This is a genomic window from Flavobacterium sp. 2755 (assembly GCF_031455715.1).
Classification (GTDB): domain Bacteria; phylum Bacteroidota; class Bacteroidia; order Flavobacteriales; family Flavobacteriaceae; genus Flavobacterium.
The window spans coordinates 224759-245726 of the sequence record NZ_JAVDTG010000002.1; the positions used below are offsets into that span (position 1 = coordinate 224759).

A 20968-nucleotide genomic window follows, 5' to 3' on the forward strand; every position below is an offset into this window, starting at 1 on the left:
TTTTCTAAATTATGGTGTTATAGTTGGTTTTTTTCTAATCGACACGAATATTGTTTTTAAAAATAGAAATCCTACTTCCCTTTCAACAACTTCTCCAAATATTCAACCTTATCTTTTTCAGCCTGAACCAAACGCTCATAAAGTTCAATAACTTTATCAAGAGGATTAAAATTACAGTGATATGCATTTCCATTAATAACACTTCCGTCATTTAATGTATTTCCAATAATATTTAAAACCGCTTCTTCAGAGAAATTTTTAATTCCTTCAACAGTCACGCCTAATATTTCGGCAATTGCCTGAAGTTTTTCATCATCAATTGTTTCGCTGTTTTCAATAATCGAAATAGTTTGTTGGTTCGTGCCTAAAGCCTGCGCCAAAGCTTCCTGCTTCATATCGCGAAGTTCACGAATACGGCTTATTTTTCGCCCTATATGATTTGGTTTTGTTAGTGTGCTCATAATTCAAAGATATTTAAAATTCCTGAAAAAAGTATTTCTGCTGTAAAATACAAGATGTTTTTGTGTGATACAATTTGCTGCGATTTCGGGAGAAAACAAAAATACAATTTTTCGCACAACGAATAATTAAAAACTAAAATTATAAAAACGATTAGCGTTGGTCAAAAAAGCAAAACGCACACTTAATCGTCTTTATAAGCACTTCACGGTCAAAGTAATGCATAAACGTCACGAAATCAGTAGCTTTATATAGTGTTTTACGGAGTATCAACTTTAATTTATTACTTATGAAAACATATTTACTACATTTTGCGGCTCTTGCCGGTTTGTTTTCAATAAGTGGTTTTGCTCAGCAAACCAATTATATGGTAGCAAACACAGACTCACGAAGAGTGCCCTATAAATTTGACAGCAAACCAACCGATGATCGTGTTATAGAATCGTATTTGGTTGTAGAAGTAATTAATATGCCTTTCGGAAAAAGAACTACAAAATACGAAGTTTCAAAACTGGATATGGTGTATACAAATGATCTCGGTCCAAATAATACCAGAACGGTAACTCCAATTTATAAAAAACCAAAAGTAAGAACAGAAAGTACAATTTTACCCTCAAAAGCAATGGCAGATGCCACTGCTGAAAAAATTAAACCAGTCGAAGTTGAGGTTACAGCTCCGGCTTATAGTGAGAAGTTTGTAAAAATAGATATTCTCGATACCTACGCCAATGTTTTGGATAAAGGGTACGAATCTATAGATATGCTTAAAAAAGTCGCTGACAAGTACTATTTTGAAAGTAATTTTGATGATGCCGTTAAATATTACACTGAGTTATTTACGCTCGATGCAAATTTAGACACCATTTATTATTTCAGATACGCACAATGTTTAAAAGCAACAAACGAAAAAGAAAAGGGTGAAGAGATGATGAAATTATTTGAAAGCAAAAACCTTAATCAATAAATGTCTAAAACATAAAATAGGCAAGGAATTAAACTATAAAAGACTTAATAGGATTTATAAACATAGCCCGGGATTTCAACCGCGAAGATGCAATTTTTGGGTAATACATTTTTTATAATTTGTATAGCGTTTCCCGTGGTTGAAACCAGGAGCTGTGTTTGAAATATGATTTAATTGAGAAGAGATATAATGAAATTTTTCGGGAGTAAAAATCGAATAAATATAAATGAGATTAAAAAACATCAAGAAATTAAATCGTAAAAAAGGTTTTGCACAATATAATAAACATAGCCTGCGGTTTCAACCGCAGGAACGCAATGATTGGACAATATATTTTATTATGATTTGTATCACGTTTCCCGTGGTTGAAACCACGGGCTATGTTTGAAAGTAGGCTCAGTTTTGTCATTTCGACTGAAAGGAGAAATCGCACTAGTAATTCGACATGCAAAATCGCCAATCTTTGTAGAGCTTTGAGTGCGATTTCTCCTTTCAGTCGAAATGACAAACTTTGAGTAAAAACAGTTAAAAACAAAAAAAGACGATCATTTGATCGTCTTTTTTTAAGCTCCCCCTCTTGGGCTCGAACCAAGGACCCTCTGATTAACAGTCAGATGCTCTAACCAACTGAGCTAAGGAGGAATCACCTTAAAGGTAAATATGTTTGCTAAAAAAAGTTGCTCCCCCTCTTGGGCTCGAACCAAGGACCCTCTGATTAACAGTCAGATGCTCTAACCAACTGAGCTAAGGAGGAAGTTGTTGCTCTTTTTAGCGAGTGCAAATATAATTGAATTTTTAGTTTCTCAAAAATATTTTAACTCTTTTTCTCAAAATATTTTTTTACTTGATAATTGCCTTATAAATGTCGTTTCCGTTTGCGAACAAAAGCAGTGCTATAAGTAGTACAAAGCCAACCATTTGGGCGTTTTCAAGGAATTTATCGCTCGGTTTTTTACCGCTGATAATTTCATACAATAAAAACATCACATGTCCGCCATCAAGTGCCGGAATTGGCAATAAATTCATAACTCCAAGCATAATTGACAATAAAGCAGTGATTGACCAGAATGTTTCCCAGCTCCAAAAACTCGGAAAAATGTTGTAAATCGCTGCAAAACCACCCACTTGTTTGTAAGCTTTTGTTTCAGGATTAAAAATCATTTTCAATTGTTTTCCGTAACCTACTAACTGATCTTTTCCTTTTTGAATTCCAACCGGAATAGATTCAAAGAAACTATATTCTCTCGTACTTACTTTATAGTAACCTAATTTTTCTAAAGACTCGATTCCTAAACCGCCAACACCAATACCTAATTTTCCTAGTTTAGAAACCTTAACCGTAATAGGGGTTTCTTTTAAATCACGTAAAACAACAGCAGGAATGGTTTTTCCTTTGTTAGCCTCTAAAACAGCTTTAGCTTCGTCAAAATATTTTATCTTTTGATTATTCAGGCTTACAATGATATCTTTTGGTTTTAAAGAAGTATTTTCTGAATCTTCAGAAATTTTACCCACCACAAAAGGCATTCTGATACCAATCAATAAACCTTTTTCATATTTAGATAATTGGTCAACAAAATCATTCGGAATATTAATCGTTTGTTGTTTTCCGTCTCTTTCGATCAAAACATGTTTCGACATGATAACGTTCATATTCATGTCGCTGTCAAAATTTTCAACCGTTTTACCATCAATAGAAATGATTTTGTCTCCGGTTTTAAAACCAGCTTTAAGCATTGCAGGATTTTCGATAAAAACTCCGTCTTTCAAATCAGCATTTGCCACATACGTATCGCCGTAAGCAAAAGCCATTCCTATATATATAATAAACGCCAGAATAAAGTTTACCGTAACACCGCCAAGCATAATAATTAAACGCTGCCAAGCCGGTTTAGAACGAAATTCCCACGGCTGAGGTGGAAGTGCCATTTGCTCCTTGTCCATACTCTCGTCAATCATACCAGAGATTTTCACATAACCTCCAAGCGGTAACCATCCAATTCCGTATTCTGTTTCGCCAATTTTCTTTTTTAACAGCGAATATTTAACATCAAAAAATAAGTAAAATTTTTCAACTCTCGTTTTAAACAATTTGGCAGGAATAAAGTGCCCTAATTCGTGAAGAATAATAAGTAAAGATAAACTCAATAGAAATTGAGAGAGTTTGATAACTATATCCATTTTGTATTTTTAGTTCGTATTTAACGCACAAAAGTAGCGTTTCTATTTTAATTTGAAAGCGCAATATAATACATAAGGTTTTAAATGTTTGTTAATTAATAAACATTTCAATTTCTCGTTTTAACAAGATACAGTAACTTTACTTTTTAAACGGCTGTCAATATCTATTGGTAGTCCAAAACCATTAAAAGTTACAAACATGGCTTCACAATTATTTTCCCCCTTAACTTTAAAAAACATCACCTTAAAAAATAGAATTGTTATTTCGCCAATGTGCCAATATTCGGCAGTTGACGGCTTTGCAAACGACTGGCATCTGGTTCATTTAGGAAGCCGTGCAAGCGGAGGCGCCGGATTAATTATTCAGGAAGCCACAGCGGTTTCTCCCGAAGCAAGAATTTCTCCTGCCGATTTAGGAATCTGGAAAGATGAACATATCGAAAAACTAAAACAAATCAACGAATTTATCGTTTCTCAAAATGCTGTTCCCGGAATTCAGCTGGCACATGCCGGAAGAAAAGCAAGTGTTTCTTCTCCGTGGGAAGGAAATAAAAAATTAGATTTCGCTCAAGGCGGATGGCAGACTGTTGCGCCAAGTGCGATTCCGTATCACGACGGAGAACCTTTTCTTCCCAAAGCTTTAGACAAAAACGGAATCCAAAAAGTAATTTCCGATTTTAAAGAAGCAACAAAAAGAGTTGTCAAAGCAGGGTACAAAGTTTTAGAAATTCATGCCGCACACGGTTATTTGTTACATCAGTTTTTATCGCCTTTAACCAACGTAAGAACCGACGAATATGGAGGAAGTTTTGAAAACCGAATTCGTTTTACACTCGAAATTGTAGAAGCAGTTCAAACCGAATGGCCTTCAGATTTGCCTTTAATCGTTAGAATTTCAGCTACAGACTGGGCAGAAAACGGATGGAATCCTGAAGAATCAGTACAGCTTTCAAAAATATTAAAAGAAAAAGGAGTAGATTTAATCGATGTTTCGTCTGGCGGACTGGTTTCGCATCAAAAAATTGCGATTGGTCCGGGTTATCAGGTTTCTTTCGCAGAAAAAGTAAAAAAGGAAGCTAATATTTTGACAGGCGCTGTTGGTTTAATTACCGAAGCAAAACAAGCCGAAGAAATTTTGAAAAACAATCAGGCCGATTTAATTTTGTTTGCCAGAGAATCACTGAGAAATCCAAATTTACCGTTAGATTTCGCTAAAGAATTAGACAGCGATATTCAATGGCCAAAACAATACGAACGAGCTAAGATTTAAATTTTTATTAGCCACAGATTGCACAGATTAAAGTGATTTTTTTAGTTTTTTTGCCACGAATTTCGCGAATTTCCACAAATAATTGCGTTTAGAAAAACTTAAAAATTCGTGATAATTAGTGAAATTCGTGGCAAACAAAAAATCCTTTTTAATCACATTAATCTGTGGCAAAAAAAACATACAAAATGAAAAAAATAAAAACAGCACTATTATCATACGGAATGTCGGGAAAGGTTTTTCACGCGCCTTTTTTAGATATTCATCCGGGTTTTGAATTATTAGGATCTTGGGAAAGAAGCAAAAAACTAATTCAGGAAGATTATCCATACGTAAAAAGTTATCCTTCAATCGACGATTTATTAGCCGATGATGTGGACTTGGTAATTGTAAACACTCCGGTAGGAACACATTATGAATATGCTAAAAAAGTACTTTTGGCAGGAAAACATGCCGTGGTCGAAAAAGCTTTCACAACAACTGTAGCCGAGGCTGAAGAATTAGCCAAAATCGCCGAAGAAAAAGGATTAAAATTAGCCGTTTTTCAAAACAGAAGATGGGACAGCGATTTCAAAACCATTCAAAAAATAATCAATGAAGGAGTTTTGGGAGATATAGTAGAAGCCGAATTTCACTTCGACAGATACAATCCGTTATTAAGTCCGAAAGCCCATAAAGAAACCGCCAATGACGGAGCCGGAGTTTTAAAAGATTTAGGTCCGCATATTATAGATCAGGCTATTTGTTTATTTGGTTCTCCAAAATCAGTTTTTGGAGATGTCAGAATTACAAGAGAAAACTCTTTAGTCGATGACTGGTTCGATTTATTATTGATTTATGACGATTTCAGAGTACGTTTAAAAGCTGGTTTCTTTGTACGAGAAGCAAATCCGGCGTATACCATTCACGGAAAAAAAGGTTCTTTTTTAAAACATCGTGGAGACATTCAGGAAGATGAATTAAAAATTGGTAAAAAACCAAACTTAGAATCTTGGGGAAAAGAACCGGATGATTTACAAGGAATTCTGCATACTGAAATTGACGGAAAAGTAATTCGCGAAAAAGTATCGACACTTCAGGGAAATTATTTCTCTTTTTTTGATGGCGTTTTCAATTCTATAACAAACGATGTTGCAGAACCAGTTACCGCTCAAGACGGCGTAAAAGTAATGCAGATTATCGAAGCAGCAATTGCAAGCAGCGCGCAGCGTACTGTAATTAATTTATAGCCCACTCCCGATAGCTATCGGGATTACGGATTAAACGGGTTTACGCTGGTTTAATTTTTTATAATCTGTAGAGAGAATGCACACAATATATATCGTAGAGACGCACAGCAGTGCGTCTTTTTTTATGCGTAAAAATAAAATAACATCTGTGTAAACCCGTTTAATCCGTAAAACTCGTGGGCAAATTCGTAGAAATCTGTGGGCAAAACCCCGCTATTTATAAACAATAACGTTGTAAATAATTCAACAATTTGTACCTTTAAGTAAATACAAAGGTTTTTTGTACATTTATAATATAATCCCAAAACGCATACATTTTGATAAATTTTAATCCACTACAACTTTTTCAGACTAAAGGAAAAATCAAGAAAGTTTTTAGAGAAGCAAAAGCTTCGTATTTAAACCGAATTCGTTTTGCCGTTGGAATGTTTTATTTCGGAATGGGATTAAGTTTTGCAACCTGGGCAAGTCGAATTCCGGATATAAAAACCGCACTTCACTTAACCGAAGGCGATTTAGGTTCTATACTTTTCTCCCTGCCAATGGGACAATTAATTATCATGCCTTTTTCAGGAAAAATGGTAACGAAGTTTGGAAGTCACCGCATTTTAGTTTTCTCCCTAATAATGTATGTTTTGTGTCTGGCTAATTTAGGTTTAGCCACAACGGGTTTGCAGTTATCGGTTGGATTATTTTTATTTGGCTTATTCGGAAATTTAGCCAACATAGCCGTAAATACACAAGGTGTTTATACCGAAGTTCTTTTCAAAAAAACAATCATGTCTTCTTTCCACGGAATGTGGAGTTTCGCCGGATTTACAGGTGCATTGGTTGGTTTAGGAATGCTGGCCTTAAACTTAACACCATTACATCATTTCCTGATTGTTGGAGGAATTGTGTTATTAATGGTAGCTTTTAATTTTAAATTTTTAATTCGTGCCAAAGAAAAAATCAAACATAATACAGAGAAAAGAAAAATCTTTGTAAAACCAGACAGCGCCTTAATTTGGCTTGGTGTAATTGGTTTTTGCAGCATGGCAAGCGAAGGTGTAATGTTTGACTGGAGCGGAGTTTATTTTAAAGATGTAGTAAAAGCACCAGGTCCATTAGTAATTTTAGGATATACTTCTTTTATGATTATGATGGCTGGCGGAAGATTCCTGGGCGACGGATTAATCAATAAATTTGGTCGTGAGCGTGTCATGCAGATAAGTGGAGTTATGATTTCTGCCGGACTTTTTACAGCTGTTTTTCTACCTTATATTATTCCGTGTACCATTGCTTTTATGGCAGTTGGTTTAGGAGTTGCCACTATTGTTCCAACCGTTTATAGTATGGCTGGAAAAAACCCAACAGTTCCGCCGGGAGAAGCTTTAACAATAGTTTCGAGTGTAAGCTTTTTAGGTTTTTTAATGGGACCGCCTGTAATTGGTCACATCGCTCAAAATTTCGGATTGCAGTTTTCTTTTGCTTTTATTGGAATTTTTGGTGTTCTGATCGCCTTTATGGTTTCAAAAATTCGAACAACTGCTTAATTTTTTATTGCCCACAGATTTAACGGATTAGGCTAATTTGCGCCATGTTTTTTTAAACTTCTTTATGAAATAAATTATTTTTGTAAGAATTTATTTCTTTTTAAGCGTTATTTTTTTCTACATTTGAACCTAGAGTTTGCTTGTCTTACGGACAAGACTCTTTTCCAAAAACCAATTTTATCTTTTGAATAGGAGATTAATATCCGAAAACAATTTTCAAAGTAAATTGGAATTTTTAATGGTAAAAAAATACGTGCTCTTTTTTATTTTATGGTCTTTTAGTTTTGCCTTTGCACAAGAAACAGTTTTTAGAGGAATTGTTGTTGATGCTAAAACGCAAAATCCTCTTGAAAATGTTGTAGTAAGTATTCAAAATTCTTCTATAACAAAACTTACTTCTAAAAGAGGCAAATTTGAATTGAGTTCTCCTATAGAAGGAGAACAGCTGCTTTTGATTCACAGTCAGGACTGCAAAGATTTACTGCTGAAAATTCATTCTAATTTTGGTCAGATTATATATCTCGGGGTATTACAATTAGAAGATATTTATTCTGATGAAGTTCCCGCTGCACTGATCACATTATTAGAAAGCGATTTGTCTGATGATAATAGTTCATCTGAAATGACTTCAGGACTTTTGCAATCTTCCAAAGATGCTTTTATGCAGGCATCGGCATTTAATTGGGGTCAAGCCCGATTTAGAGTTCGTGGTTTAGACAGTGAAAACGGAACCATGATGCTCAACGGAATGACGATGAATAAAATCTACGACGACAGACCGCAATGGAACAATTGGGGCGGACTAAATAATGTACTTCGTAATCAGGAATTTTCGGTTGGAACGGCCACTTCAAATTATACTTTTGGAGGTGTTTTAGGAACACAGCAAATTTTTACCCGCGCTTCTTTATATCGCAAAGGAGCACAGTTAACCTTTTCAGGAAGTAATACAACCTACAGCTTGCGTGCAATTGGAACTTATGCTTCGGGAATGGATATTGACGGCTGGGCTTATGTAGTTTCTGCAGGAAAAAGATGGGCAGATGAAGGTTATTTTGAAGGAACAAATTTCAATGCTGATTCTTTTTTTATGAGCGTTGAGAAGAAATTCAATAATAAACATTCACTCAATTTTACCGGATTTTATACGCCCAATTCCCGCGGAAAAAATTCTCCAAATACAAACGAAGTAACCAGTTTAATGAGCGAAAAATACAATTCGTATTGGGGATTTCAGAATGGCGAAAAGCGAAATGCAAGAGTGAAAACTGTTGAAGAACCGTTGTTCATGCTGAATCATTATTTTAAAATTGATGAAAAAACAAACCTGAATTCGAGTGTAATGTATCAATTTGGGAAAGTTGGAAACAGTAATATTGATTATCAAAACGCCGACAGTCCTGATCCGGTTTATTATAGAAAAATGCCGAGTTATTTCAGTTCGCTTTATGCAAAAGACAAAGGTGAATTTTCGGGAGCATTTACGCCGGATTATGAAAATGCAGAAAAAAGTAAACTCACCTTTCTGGCAAATTCGCAAATTGACTGGAACGCCATGTATTCTGCAAATCAAAAACCAGGCGAAAATGGTTATGAACCTGCAAAAAGCCATTATGTTTTATATGAAGACAGAACAGATGATAAAACTTTCGCAGTAAATTCAAACTTAAATACGCAGCTAACTCCAAATATTTCCTTTGATGGAGGAGTTACGTATCAGAATTTAAAATCACATAATTTTCAATATTTACTAGATCTTCTTGGCGGGAAATATTTCGAAGACATTGATCCATTTTACAAAGGCGACCTTTCACAGTCTGACTTGCAAAACCCAAACAGACAAGTCGTAAAAGGAGATATTTATGGCTACAACTATAATTTCTTAGCCAATACAATTAATGCTTTTGCACAGTTTAAATTTTCATACAATAAAACTGAATTTTATTTGGCACAATCCTATTCCGTTTCTGATTATCAAAGAGAAGGATTGTACCAAAACGGACTTTACCCAACTACTTCTTTAGGGAAAAGCGAGAAAGTAACTTTCGAAAACTTTGGTTTTAAAGGAGGTTTCACTTATAAAATTTCAGGAAAACAATGGCTGTTTTTTAATGGCGCGCATTTAACCAGAGCGCCATCGCTTCGAAACACATTTTCAAATTCACGTTTAAATAATAATATAGTTGATGGAATTGAAAGTGAAAACATTACAAGTGCCGAAGCCAATTATGTTTATCGTTCGCCAAAGTTGAAATTACGTTTAACAGCTTTTTATACTCTGATTAAAAACATATCGAAAACTTCCTTTTTCTATGCCGAAGGAATTTTTGATAACGGAGCGGGTTACGACGCAACAGATGCTTTTGTCAGTCAGACTTTAACAAACTTAGATAAGAAAAACACAGGAGCAGAATTGAGTTTTGAATATCAGATTTCGTCAACGTTTAAAACTACTTTATCAGCCGCTTACGGAAATTATATTTACAACAGCAATCCAAATGTATCAATTACAAACGATGCAAACGCTGCAAAAGACGGAGCACAGACTGCTTTTGATTTTGGTAAAGCCTATCTTAAAAATTACAAACAAGCCGGAACGCCTCAAAATGCACTCTCATTAGGTTTGGAATACCGAGATCCTAAATATTGGTGGATTGGAGCTAATATTAATTATTTAACCGATAATTACATTGATGTTTCACCCATTTCAAGGACATCACAATTTTACATTAATCCCGCAAATGGATTTCCTTTTCCCGAAGCAACTTCTGAGCGAGGAAATGAATTATTAAAACAAGAAAAATTTGATCCCATAACCTTATTAAATATCAATGGCGGAAAATCCTGGCGCGTTCATAAAAAGTATATCGGGCTTTTTGCCAGCATTAATAATGCATTAGGATTAGTGTATAAAACGGGTGGTTTTGAACAGGCCAGAAATGCAAATTTTAGAGCACTGAATCAAGATGTATCCAGCGGAACACCATCATTTGGTCCAAAATATTATTACGGTTACGGAAGAACCTATTTTTTAAATCTCACAATCGGTTTATAAATCGAAATCTATTTATCATGAAAAATATAATTTTAAATACATTTTTAGCTTCATCATTATTATTTATCTACAGCTGCAGTACAGAAATAGCAAACCCAAAATTAGAATGTAATCAGCCTGATTTTAAAGTAAACAAAACGGTAGAAAAAGTTTATGAACTTTCAAGCAATACGGCTAAACAATATTTGTATGATGATATTATAGAAGCTTATGTTGTTTCGAGTGACGAAGGCGGGAATTTTTTTAAATCTATTTCACTCCAGACAAAAGCTTCTGAAGGAATTCCTGCCATTGGTTTTAGCGTTCCCATTGATGTGTCAAATACTTATATCGATTATCGAATAGGGAATAAAGTATATGTAAAACTTAAAAATCAGTTTACAGATTTGTACTATGGAGGATTACGAATTGGCAGTTTATATGTGAACAACGCCGGCGATCCAACAATAGGCAGAATTTCTCAAAATGAATATAAAAATGTTTTAAACGCTTCATGTTCTATCATTGATGAAAATCAGCTGGTTGAATCACTTTCTATAGAACATGCACTATCCGATAGTAAATTAAACACATTGATAGAACTTAATGATGTTGAATTTACAGAAGGGGCATTGGGGCGTCATTATTTTGAAGAATCGAATAATATTGGAGGATCAACAAACTGGAACTTGCGTGATAAAACCGGAAATCAAATTATTTTTAGAACAAGCAGTTATGCAAAATTTGCAGATCATTTTGTGCCGGAAGAAAGCGGGAAAGTTAGAGGAATTTTAACCAAGTTTGGTACAGATTATCAATTAATGGTTCGTTCAGAAGAAGATGTGGTTATGAACGGAAAAAGAAGTGTTCCATTTTTTGCAGAGGATTTTCAATCGGTTAAAAACAATGTCAATTTTGCACTTCCGGGTTGGAGCAACATTGTAGAAAAAGCAACAAAACTATGGAAAAGCATGGTTTATGCGGGAAATGGTTATGCAGAATTTAATACCACAAGTACAACAGCGGTCGAAAATATTGCCTGGCTGGTTTCTCCCAAAATTAATTTGACGGGCTATAAAAATGCGGTTCTTTCTTTTAGAAGCGCACAGCATGATTTAAAAGTCGATTCGCCATTAAATACGCTCGAAGTATATGTCTCAACAAACTTTGACGGTTCAAGTGTGACCAAGGCAAAATGGACCAAATTAGAAGCAAAAGTTCCAACGCTTTCAACTCCTACTCGTGAATTTATAAGTTCTGGCGGAATAGATTTATCTGCCTATACAGGAATTATAAATATTGCCTTTAGATATGTGGGTTCAGGAAAAGATAAAACACTAAATGGTGCATTTATGGTTGATGATGTGAAGATTTTTGGTGAGAATTAAGAATTGTATTTATGTAAGTTGTTGATTTATAATTTTCTAAAATTGATTTTCTGTTTTTTTAAATTTTAAATTGTCAAATTTTGGCAGAATTTTGTATTTTGGTCATCCCAAATCAATACAAAAACAAAATGAAAACCTACTTTATTGCCATCCTGATGATGGTGTTTCCATTCTTGATGCAGAGTCAGGAAAACGTTAGATTGAAGCAGATCAATATTGTAAAAACAAATTACCAAAATTCTAAAGACGGTGAAATTGTAAATAAAACAATGGTCTTTAAAGAGGGTAAACTTCAAACCATTACAACTTCAGACGTTATTCAGAACTTTTTTTATAACAAAAAAGGTTTATTGGATATGTCTGTTAAAGATAAAGTGGGAAGTGACTGGAAAGAAGTTATCAATTACACTTATGATGCTGATAACAACATTACAAAATTTGTAAAAAAATATCAGGAAGGACCGGATTATATTACAAAAGTTGTATCGTTTGTTTATGAAGGTGCTAGAGTAAAAGTAACGACTAAAAAAAGCACAAATCACCAAAATTTAGTTGAAGATATTGAATATATCATTGAAAACGGTACTATCGTTAGACGTACTTCACGTGATAGAAACAAGGCAATTATCGGGAAAATCGAGTACGTTTATGTAAACGATAATGTATCAAAACATAAAGGATTAGTTGGAGATAAAATCTCTAAAACGTATACTTATGATGATAAAAAATCGGTAGATCAGTTAATCGTTCAAAGCCTTTTTGGAGATAATTATAAAGTAATTGTACCAATGATTTCATACCATGAAGACGAATTTACTTTTGAGTCGATTTCATATAATAACGAAATGAATTTTAGTCCTTCGTCTACAGCTTTAGTTGCGGTAAGCCGAAAATACAAATACAACAAATTAAATTTTCCAATTTCATGTTCTCAGATTGAAGAAAATGGAATTGTAAAAACAGAAAAAACTTTTATCTACGAATAAAAAGTTTTTTGAATCCTTTTAAGCCATTTAAAAATCAAGTTTTATTAAAGAAATACTTTTGTAAAACATGATTTTTAGATGGTTTATCATTTTAAATAATATTTAAAAACGTAATTCTATAATTGTAGTAGTATACAAATGATTAAATTTGTAGCTTATTTTAAGATATGTTAGAGAAAGAAGTTATAAATTTTGAGAAAACAGCCATTGTTGGTATTATAACTCAAAATCAAAGTGAGGAAAAACTTAATGAATATTTAGACGAATTAGAGTTTTTAACCTTTACTGCAGGAGGTGAAGTTATTAAACGCTTTTCGCAAAAAATGGAACGCCCGAATCCCAAGACTTTTGTGGGTACGGGAAAAATAGATGAAATCAATCTTTTTGTAAAAGAAAACGGAATATCGACTTTAATTTTTGATGATGAATTATCACCATCACAACAAAAAAATATTTCCCGAATTATAGATTGTAAAATCCTTGACAGAACCAATTTGATTCTGGATATTTTTGCGCAAAGAGCCGAAACTTCCTATGCAAGAACACAGGTAGAATTAGCGCAGTGTATTTATTTACTGCCAAGACTTTCTGGTTTATGGACGCACCTTGAGCGTCAAAAAGGGGGAATTGGTATGCGTGGTCCTGGTGAAACAGAGATCGAAACAGATAGACGTATTGTACGTGACCGAATTTCGTTATTGAAAGATAAAATCAAGACAATCGACAAACAAATGAGCATTCAACGAAGCAATCGCGGCGCAATGGTTCGTGTGGCGCTTGTTGGATATACAAACGTTGGAAAATCGACTTTGATGAATGCTATTGGTAAAAGTGATGTTTTTGTTGAGAATAAATTATTCGCAACATTAGATACAACAGTTCGAAAAGTGGTGATTAAAAACCTTCCGTTCTTACTTTCAGATACAGTTGGTTTCATTCGAAAACTGCCAACACAATTAGTTGATTCTTTCAAAAGTACACTTGATGAGGTTCGCGAAGCCGATTTACTTTTACACGTTGTCGATATTTCGCATCCTGATTTTGAAGATCATATTGAATCTGTAAATCAGACCTTGCAGGAAATTAAGAGCAATGATAAACCAACCATTATGGTTTTCAATAAAATCGACGCTTACAAACATCTAACCATTGACGAAGATGATTTGATCACCGAAAGAACCAGAAAACATTGGACTCTTGAAGAATGGAAACAAACCTGGATGAGTAATGTGGGAGAAGATAACGCCTTGTTTATTTCGGCAACTCAAAAAGAAAATTTTGAAGAATTTAGAGAAACGGTTTATGAAGCTGTTCGTCAGATTCACATAACAAGATTTCCATATAATAAATTTCTGTATCCAGATTATAAGGATGCAGTTGAGAAAGAAGAGGAGCAGGATTAATTTAATTTACCGCAAAGAGCGCTAAGATTATATTAAAGTATCTTTCAGAAAACACAAAGTTCGCAAAGCTAATCTACATCCAGCTTTGCGAACTTTGTGTTTATATGAAACTTAACATATAAAATCTTTGCGTTCTTTGCGGTAAAATATAAGCGTTTCGACTTTCAAATTAAAATCCAAAATTAATCCCTAAACCAAATACTTCTCTGGTTTGAAGACCTTGAAAAGCATTGTCATCATAAATAGCCTGGAACGCTAAATTTGCAGATAAGTACTTGTTTACTTTCATGATAATATTTAAAGAGTAATTGATGTCTACGTTTTGAGGATCTTCCAGATAATTAGAATATAAATTCAACGTGTTTTCTGCGGTTACGTTCGTCATAATGGCCAATTTGTAATAGACAGAAGCATAAAAACCCAGTTCATAACGCATAGTTTTACCTTCGTCAACTCCAAAATAATCGCCATCTACATAAGGCAGACCAGTAAATTTATCAATTCCACTTGTATAAGCGTTGTCTACAAAAGTGAATTTTGAAGTTAGAGGAGCAAAGTTTATTTTCAGGTTTTCGTCTTTAGACCAGTAAATACCAGGTCCAGTAGTAAGATATCCAGGCGACATAAATTTAGTCTGCTCGGTTCTAATTTCTTTTCCATTGGCATCCTGACCGTAAATATAGCCCGTTGTAAATTGAGTTCTAAAGTTTAGAAAGAAAGAGTAATACCATTCACCAAAAGCTCTTTTACCAACAATTGAATTAAACTCTAAACGGTCATCAGTCTTTTTTCCGAAATCGGTATTTTTAGTTTGTAAAAGCCCGTAAGAAGCAAGGATTTTATTGTCCCAGGTTACATCGTCTTTTTTGTAGTTGAAGTCGTAGTTTATTCCTAAAGTCCCAGAGAAACTATCCTCACCACCTGCGATCCAGTTATTGAAGCTGGATTGGTTTAATAAAAGAGAAACTGTTCCTTTTGCTTTCCATCCTTCGTCCTCAATTGTATCGTTTATTTTTTTTACCGCTTTTTCGGTATTCTGAATTAGTTCTTTTTCTGAATTTTGGGCCTGAACAAAAGTAAAGTTCGCTAAGATAAATAGTAATAACGTCAGCTTTCTCATAGTTGTTTAGTTTAAGTGTATATTAACAAATATACTAAAATACAACCGAAGGTTAAGGGAATATTACTTTAAAATGAAGGTTATTTCTTAGATTCTTTGTATAAAGGCACAGCAGAACAAGCTTCGCCATACATAATACTGCGGGCAAAGGGCTGTAAATAAGTCGTTGCTAAAATATAAGCACGCATAGGAACCGGTTTCTTTGAACAGCCTTTTACAATAACCGGTTTGTTTTTGTATGCCGAATAATCGATTTTGCTTAAAATTTCTTCGTATAAACTTGAATCCAGATCTTCAATAGTTCCGTTTACTACTTTTTTAGCAAAAGGAGCTAAATGAACGCTTACTAAAATTAATGCCCAAGCGGGAATTATAGCGTCTGTAGCACAATGTACAGCGACATATTGATCTTGGTATTGTGACCAATCATGATTTTTAAGATGCTCTCTAAAGTCTTTTTCTTTCAATAAAAATCCTTCCAAAAGCCATTGCGAAATGTCAATTTGCACACGCATTCCTTTTGGATAATAATCCTCTAAATCAAAAACTTCTAAAGCACTATTGGCAACTTTATTGATAATTTCTTCCATGATTTTTGTAGTAGGCAGTGGTCAGTTTTTTAGTATTCAGTAACTTCTGAACACTAAAAAACTAAATACTGAACACTTTATTTTAAAGCATTCCTAATTCTAATTTTGCTTCTTCGCTCATTAAATCTTTACTCCAAGGCGGATCAAAAGTAATCTCTACTTCAACATCTTTAATGTGTTCGATTGTTTTTACTTTCTCTTCAACTTCTCTTGGTAAACTTTCTGCAACCGGGCAGTTTGGCGATGTTAACGTCATCAGGATTTTTACTTCGTAATCTGTATTAACCATTACGTCATAAATTAATCCTAACTCATAAATATCAACGGGAATCTCAGGGTCGTAAATTCCTTTTAAAATTTTTACGATTGATTCTCCTAATTCGTTTGTGTCTATTTCTTGTTCCATTTTGTTATTTGTTTTTTCGCCACGAATTTCACAAATTTCCCGAATTTAAAAATTAGTGTTAATTCGTGAAATTCGTGGCAGAAAGAAATTTAATTTTTGTTTTTTGCATCAAAGGCCAAAGCGTACATTTTGATGTTTTTTATCATCGAAACCAAACCGTTTGCACGAGTTGCTGATAAATGTTCTTTTAATCCAATTTCGTCTATAAATTCAGTATCAGCATTTATAATGTCTGATGCTTTTTGATTAGAAAAAGCGCGAATTAAAATTGCAATTATTCCTTTAGTCAAAATAGCGTCACTGTCTGCAGTGAAAACAATTTTATCATCGTTTTGCTCGCCTTGAAGCCAGACTTTTGACTGACAGCCTTTGATTAAATTCTCGTCGGTTTTGTATTCTTCTTTAATTAACGGAAGACTTTTCCCCAGTTCGATAATGTATTCATAACGCTGCATCCAGTCGTCGAACATCGAAAATTCGTCTATTATTTCGTTTTGTATGTCTTTAATTGTCATAATTATTCTTTAGCAAAATCAACCAGTAAATTTACCAGTTTTTCAATTTCCTTTGGAGGAAAACCATTGTCGAAACCTGCTGTTTCGTATGTTTTTTGATCTTGAGTTATTTTTAAATTTCCAATCGCTGCACCATCATAAAAACGTTTTTCAGTTGGTGCTTTTAATGCCGAAAGTTTGTTTAAATCTACTTTTGAAAATTCAGCAACAATTTTGTTCCATTTCGCATCGTCAATTTTAGTTTCAATAGGCTGTTGATCTCTGCCGTTTGTAACATAAACAGTCTGATTTTGAACTACAATCTTTTTGTAATATCCTCTTGACATTGCAGAATATTCAATTTGAGTTGTAGCCATGTTTGTCTTTTTTTGACTGCAGCAGCCTGTTGCGATAAAAAGCGTTAAAAGCAATAAAGATATTATTCTCATAAAAATAGATGTTAGCTTAGCATTGTTTGTGCCTTTTTAACGGCATCGACCATTTGGTCAATTTCTTCTTTGGTGTTATAAAATGAAAAAGAAGCGCGAATCGTTCCCGGAATACAAAAGAAATTCATAATTGGCTGCGCGCAATGATGTCCGGTTCTTACTGCAATTCCTAATTTGTCAATAATTGAACCAACATCATATGGATGAATTCCATCAATATTAAACGAGATTACAGAAGCTTTATTTTTTCCTGTCCCGTAGATTCTTAAACCTTCAATTTCAGATAAACGTTTTGTAGCGTAATCTAAAAGTTCAGTTTCATATTCGTGAATATTCTCAAAGCCAACACTGTTTAAATAATCAATTGCAGTTCCTAAAACAATTCCGCCCGCAATGTTTGGAGTTCCAGCTTCAAATTTATGTGGAAGATCTGCGTAAGTCGTTTTTTCGAAAGTAACTTCTTTAATCATTTCACCGCCGCCTTGATAAGGAGGAAGTTTATTTAACCATTCTTCTTTTCCGTACAAAATTCCAGTTCCCGTTGGACCACACATTTTATGACCAGAAAAAGCATAAAAATCACAATCTAATTCCTGAACATTTGGTTTTAAATGCGGAACTGCCTGCGCACCGTCAATCAAAACTGCAGCGCCAACAGCGTGAGCTTTATCAATGATATATTTTATCGGATTAATAATTCCGAGTGCATTTGAAATATGATTAACCGTAACCACTTTTGTTTTTTCTGAAAGAAGGGCATCAAAATCTTCAAGAATTAATTCTCCATTTTGATTAATCGGAATAACTTTTAAAGTTGCTCCCGTTCTTTCGCATAACATTTGCCAAGGAACAATATTACTGTGATGTTCCAATGAAGAAACCATTACTTCGTCGCCAGGTTTTAAAATAGAAGCAAAACCGTTTGTAACTAAGTTGATTCCGTGCGTAGTCCCCGAAGTAAAAAGGACTTCGTGAGCATGTTTTGCGTTTATATGCTCTTTTACTTTGCCACGAGAAATCTCGTAAGCATCAGTCGCTAATTGGCTTAAAGTGTGAACGCCGCGGTGAATATTGGCGTTAATTTCCTGATAATATTTTACTTCTGCATCGATCACGATTTGTGGTTTTTGCGAAGTAGCTCCGTTGTCGAAATATACTAAGGGTTTTCCATTTACAGTTTGTGAAAGTATTGGAAAATCAGCTCTTATTTTTTGAATATCTAGCATGTCTTATTTAGAAAAAATCTATTTACAAAAGTACTAAAACTAAATTTGTTTATACAGCAATTCTATAATTTCCTTTTATGGCACCATTGTAGCAAGGCGTAAATGCTGATTCCGTAAAAATCAATTCAATTTTCTGAATTATCCGAATCAGATTTATAATTTGAGTTCTAAAATCGTGAACATAAATTATTTATATTGCAATAAAAATATTGACATCATCATGAAAAAATTTCTTAAAGTACTTTTGCTTCTAGTGGTTCTCGCTTTTTTGTATTTCGGATTTACAACTTATCCAAAACTGGATTTAATTTCTGGTTTTTCGGCTAAGAGTGTTGCATCCGGACATTTTATAGACAATCGTCCGTTAGATTTAATTCAAAAAACAGACAATGATATCGATATGATTGATCTGGCTAAAAACTCAATTGATGAAAACGGAAAGTTTGCCTCTTCAACAGTTTACGGTCTTAAGGAAAGAAAAGCAATTTATCGTGAAGGTTTAGGAGCGATTTTGATTAACGATGATTTTGATGTTTCAAAACCTTATTTACTTCCAAAGAGAACAAAATTGGTAAACAATCTTCCGTTTCCTTACGGAAATAATGAGCCAAAAGATTCTGCTTTCGCGAATGTTGATTACTCCAAATTAAAAAATGCAGTTGAAAATGCTTTTGATAAAAATGGAGGAAGATCAAAAAGAACCCGCGCCGTTGTCGTTTTATACAAAGACAAATTAATCGCCGAAAAATATGATACTGGTTTTAATAAAGACAGTAAAATTTTAGGTTGGTCGATGACAAAAAGTATTACAAGTTCTGCTTTTGGAGTTTTAGCCAAACAAGGAAAAATCGATATTTATAAACCAGCTCCAATCAAAGAATGGCAAAATGATGAGCGTAAAAATATTACGGTTAACGATTTGCTTCATATGAATTCTGGTTTAGAATGGGAAGAAAACTATAGTACAATTTGCGACGCTACGCAAATGCTTTTCCAATCTGAAGATATGGGAAAAGTGCAAATGGATAAACCGGCGAAATATAAACCAAACACACATTGGTATTATTCATCAGGAACAACAAACTTATTATCGAGAATTTTAAGAAGTCAATTTAAAACACAACAAGAATATCTTGATTTTTGGTATAGCGCCGTAATTGATAAAATTGGAATGAATTCGATGATTGTCGAACAAGATATGTCGGGAACCTTTGTTGGTTCATCTTACGGATGGGCAACACCAAGAGACTGGTCAAAATTTGGATTATTATATCTGCATAAAGGAAACTGGAACGGCGAACAGATTCTGGACGAAAGCTGGGTAAAATATACGGCAACACCAACTAATACTTCTGAAGGAAAATATGGAGCGCAATTTTGGCTAAACGCCGGAGGAAAATTTCCAGACGTTCCGCGTGATATGTTTTATTGCAGCGGTTATCAAGGTCAAATGGTGGCGATTATTCCGTCTTTGGATATGGTGATTGTGAGAATGGGAGTGCGAGAAGGTGATAAAAGTTTTGATTTTAATGGGTTTTTGAAAGAGGTTATTGCTTCAGTAAAAAAATAAAATTTTACCGCAAAGACGCCAAGTATAAAGTGCAAAGTTCGCAAAGTTTTGTAATAAACCTTTGCGAACTTTGTGTAACCTTTTGCAATTACATTATTCTTTATAAAAAAGTATATCCAAATCCGAAATTTAAAGTTATAGCCGAAATTCCGTCATCAGGAAAATTATAACCATGATTATCTATTTCAATAAAAAAAGTTTCAATGTTGTCTCTGCTTGTAACTTTGCCATAGGCAATAGAATATTTTTTTAAATAACCACTAAGATTTTCCGGGCCCATTTGAAAGCTTCTTCCATAGCCAAACGAAAAAAGCAATTTTTTATCGTCAGCTATATTTAAAGCAAGTTTACTATTTAAATAAACTGGAAGTATACCAGTGGAATGTCTAAAATTACCTTCGAATCCTGAATATATTCCTAAAAACAAATTATTTTCTTCATCATGAACTCCTAAGCCACCTCTAAAGCTTAATCCGCCCAAAGTAAATGGAACAGTTTCTCCTTCAGGATTAGTTACAAAAAAGGAGCTGATTGCGCCAAGTTCTCCTTCGGTATAAACATATTTTTTAAAAAACTGAGCTTGACTAAACTGAATTCCAAACAAAATAAATAGTGATGAAAAAAGAATTTTTCGGATAGATTTCTTCAAAGTCTAGCTTAATTACTT

18 protein-coding genes and 2 tRNA genes are annotated in these 20968 nt (G+C 34.0%); 9 read left to right on the forward strand and 11 right to left on the reverse strand.

From position 1 onward, the window contains the following. Window positions 1–71 precede the first annotated feature (71 nt). Window positions 72–461 (reverse strand): helix-turn-helix transcriptional regulator, encoded by a 390-nt coding sequence (locus J2Y38_RS04785; protein WP_309840069.1) that lies wholly within the window; start codon window positions 459–461, stop codon window positions 72–74. Between the two features lie 287 nt (window positions 462–748). On the opposite strand from J2Y38_RS04785, the gene J2Y38_RS04790 reads away from it, so the two are divergent. Next, window positions 749–1423, forward strand: coding sequence for a hypothetical protein (locus J2Y38_RS04790; protein ID WP_309840071.1), 675 nt, complete (start codon window positions 749–751; stop codon window positions 1421–1423). 568 nt (window positions 1424–1991) lie between these two features. On the opposite strand, the gene J2Y38_RS04795 is transcribed toward J2Y38_RS04790, so the two are convergent. The 3 genes from J2Y38_RS04795 to rseP all read right to left on the reverse strand — a co-directional run bounded on the left by J2Y38_RS04795 (window position 1992) and on the right by rseP (window position 3604). Continuing rightward, a tRNA-Asn gene (locus J2Y38_RS04795) sits at window positions 1992–2065 on the reverse strand. A 38-nt stretch (window positions 2066–2103) separates the two neighbouring features. Beyond that, a tRNA-Asn gene (locus J2Y38_RS04800) sits at window positions 2104–2177 on the reverse strand. An 86-nt stretch (window positions 2178–2263) separates the two neighbouring features. Beyond that, window positions 2264–3604 carry an RIP metalloprotease RseP gene (gene rseP / locus J2Y38_RS04805; protein ID WP_309840073.1) on the reverse strand — a complete coding sequence of 447 codons (1341 nt, stop codon included), beginning with the start codon at window positions 3602–3604 and terminating at the stop codon, window positions 2264–2266. 199 nt (window positions 3605–3803) lie between these two features. On the opposite strand from rseP, the gene namA reads away from it, so the two are divergent. From namA to hflX, 7 genes are all read left to right on the forward strand, one after another. Beyond that, window positions 3804–4874, forward strand: a complete 1071-nt coding sequence (gene namA, locus J2Y38_RS04810; RefSeq protein ID WP_309840075.1) for an NADPH dehydrogenase NamA — start codon at window positions 3804–3806, stop codon at window positions 4872–4874. Between the two features lie 185 nt (window positions 4875–5059). Beyond that, complete coding sequence (locus tag J2Y38_RS04815) at window positions 5060–6100, forward strand: Gfo/Idh/MocA family oxidoreductase (protein WP_309840077.1); 1041 nt, start codon at window positions 5060–5062, stop codon at window positions 6098–6100. Window positions 6101–6417: 317 nt separating this feature from the next. Further along, the gene (locus J2Y38_RS04820; protein ID WP_309840079.1) at window positions 6418–7635 is read left to right on the forward strand and encodes an MFS transporter; all 1218 of its coding nucleotides are present in this window, start codon (window positions 6418–6420) and stop codon (window positions 7633–7635) included. 238 nt (window positions 7636–7873) lie between these two features. Then, window positions 7874–10690, forward strand: coding sequence for a TonB-dependent receptor (locus J2Y38_RS04825; RefSeq protein WP_309840081.1), 2817 nt, complete (start codon window positions 7874–7876; stop codon window positions 10688–10690). 17 nt (window positions 10691–10707) lie between these two features. Continuing rightward, on the forward strand, window positions 10708–12057 hold the full coding sequence (locus tag J2Y38_RS04830; RefSeq protein ID WP_309840083.1) for a DUF5689 domain-containing protein: 1350 nt from the start codon (window positions 10708–10710) through the stop codon (window positions 12055–12057). Between the two features lie 128 nt (window positions 12058–12185). Then, window positions 12186–13043 carry a hypothetical protein gene (locus J2Y38_RS04835; RefSeq protein ID WP_180857123.1) on the forward strand — a complete coding sequence of 286 codons (858 nt, stop codon included), beginning with the start codon at window positions 12186–12188 and terminating at the stop codon, window positions 13041–13043. A gap of 167 nt (window positions 13044–13210) precedes the next feature. Further along, the gene (gene hflX, locus J2Y38_RS04840; protein ID WP_256636611.1) at window positions 13211–14446 is read left to right on the forward strand and encodes a GTPase HflX; all 1236 of its coding nucleotides are present in this window, start codon (window positions 13211–13213) and stop codon (window positions 14444–14446) included. A 169-nt stretch (window positions 14447–14615) separates the two neighbouring features. Here the strand turns inward: hflX and J2Y38_RS04845 are convergent, their stop codons facing one another. The 6 genes from J2Y38_RS04845 to J2Y38_RS04870 form a co-directional block, all read right to left on the reverse strand. Further along, window positions 14616–15566 (reverse strand): DUF3078 domain-containing protein, encoded by a 951-nt coding sequence (locus J2Y38_RS04845; RefSeq protein ID WP_309840087.1) that lies wholly within the window; start codon window positions 15564–15566, stop codon window positions 14616–14618. An 80-nt stretch (window positions 15567–15646) separates the two neighbouring features. Further along, window positions 15647–16156: a DUF2480 family protein gene (locus J2Y38_RS04850; protein WP_256636613.1), complete on the reverse strand. Its 510-nt coding sequence runs from the start codon at window positions 16154–16156 to the stop codon at window positions 15647–15649. 82 nt (window positions 16157–16238) lie between these two features. Next, the gene (locus J2Y38_RS04855; protein ID WP_134138925.1) at window positions 16239–16562 is read right to left on the reverse strand and encodes an SUF system Fe-S cluster assembly protein; all 324 of its coding nucleotides are present in this window, start codon (window positions 16560–16562) and stop codon (window positions 16239–16241) included. An 89-nt stretch (window positions 16563–16651) separates the two neighbouring features. Further along, entirely contained in the window at window positions 16652–17077 is a 426-nt protein-coding gene (locus tag J2Y38_RS04860; protein WP_309840091.1) for a SufE family protein, read from the reverse strand. Between the two features lie 2 nt (window positions 17078–17079). Continuing rightward, window positions 17080–17505, reverse strand: a complete 426-nt coding sequence (locus tag J2Y38_RS04865; protein WP_309840094.1) for a hypothetical protein — start codon at window positions 17503–17505, stop codon at window positions 17080–17082. Between the two features lie 11 nt (window positions 17506–17516). Further along, entirely contained in the window at window positions 17517–18731 is a 1215-nt protein-coding gene (locus J2Y38_RS04870; RefSeq protein WP_309840096.1) for a cysteine desulfurase, read from the reverse strand. Window positions 18732–18951: 220 nt separating this feature from the next. Here J2Y38_RS04870 and J2Y38_RS04875 point away from each other — a divergent pair, with 220 nt between their 5' ends. Continuing rightward, window positions 18952–20301: a serine hydrolase gene (locus J2Y38_RS04875; RefSeq protein ID WP_309840098.1), complete on the forward strand. Its 1350-nt coding sequence runs from the start codon at window positions 18952–18954 to the stop codon at window positions 20299–20301. A 100-nt stretch (window positions 20302–20401) separates the two neighbouring features. Here J2Y38_RS04875 and J2Y38_RS04880 read toward each other — a convergent pair whose 3' ends face one another. Continuing rightward, window positions 20402–20950: a hypothetical protein gene (locus J2Y38_RS04880; RefSeq protein WP_309840100.1), complete on the reverse strand. Its 549-nt coding sequence runs from the start codon at window positions 20948–20950 to the stop codon at window positions 20402–20404. Window positions 20951–20968 lie beyond the last annotated feature (18 nt).

Excerpts from the sequence above, each read along its gene's own strand:
- J2Y38_RS04850 (WP_256636613.1), bottom strand. The coding sequence starts at position 16,156 with ATGGAAGAAATTATCAATAAAGTTGCCAATAGTGCTTTAGAAGTTTTT.
- namA (WP_309840075.1), top strand. The coding sequence starts at position 3,804 with ATGGCTTCACAATTATTTTCCCCCTTAACTTTAAAAAACATCACCTTA.
- J2Y38_RS04860 (WP_309840091.1), bottom strand. The coding sequence starts at position 17,077 with ATGACAATTAAAGACATACAAAACGAAATAATAGACGAATTTTCGATG.
- J2Y38_RS04815 (WP_309840077.1), top strand. The coding sequence starts at position 5,060 with ATGAAAAAAATAAAAACAGCACTATTATCATACGGAATGTCGGGAAAG.
- J2Y38_RS04865 (WP_309840094.1), bottom strand. The coding sequence starts at position 17,505 with ATGAGAATAATATCTTTATTGCTTTTAACGCTTTTTATCGCAACAGGC.
- J2Y38_RS04825 (WP_309840081.1), top strand. The coding sequence starts at position 7,874 with ATGGTAAAAAAATACGTGCTCTTTTTTATTTTATGGTCTTTTAGTTTT.
- J2Y38_RS04790 (WP_309840071.1), top strand. The coding sequence starts at position 749 with ATGAAAACATATTTACTACATTTTGCGGCTCTTGCCGGTTTGTTTTCA.
- hflX (WP_256636611.1), top strand. The coding sequence starts at position 13,211 with ATGTTAGAGAAAGAAGTTATAAATTTTGAGAAAACAGCCATTGTTGGT.
- J2Y38_RS04870 (WP_309840096.1), bottom strand. The coding sequence starts at position 18,731 with ATGCTAGATATTCAAAAAATAAGAGCTGATTTTCCAATACTTTCACAA.
- J2Y38_RS04845 (WP_309840087.1), bottom strand. The coding sequence starts at position 15,566 with ATGAGAAAGCTGACGTTATTACTATTTATCTTAGCGAACTTTACTTTT.
- rseP (WP_309840073.1), bottom strand. The coding sequence starts at position 3,604 with ATGGATATAGTTATCAAACTCTCTCAATTTCTATTGAGTTTATCTTTA.
- J2Y38_RS04835 (WP_180857123.1), top strand. The coding sequence starts at position 12,186 with ATGAAAACCTACTTTATTGCCATCCTGATGATGGTGTTTCCATTCTTG.
- J2Y38_RS04785 (WP_309840069.1), bottom strand. The coding sequence starts at position 461 with ATGAGCACACTAACAAAACCAAATCATATAGGGCGAAAAATAAGCCGT.
- J2Y38_RS04875 (WP_309840098.1), top strand. The coding sequence starts at position 18,952 with ATGAAAAAATTTCTTAAAGTACTTTTGCTTCTAGTGGTTCTCGCTTTT.
- J2Y38_RS04830 (WP_309840083.1), top strand. The coding sequence starts at position 10,708 with ATGAAAAATATAATTTTAAATACATTTTTAGCTTCATCATTATTATTT.
- J2Y38_RS04855 (WP_134138925.1), bottom strand. The coding sequence starts at position 16,562 with ATGGAACAAGAAATAGACACAAACGAATTAGGAGAATCAATCGTAAAA.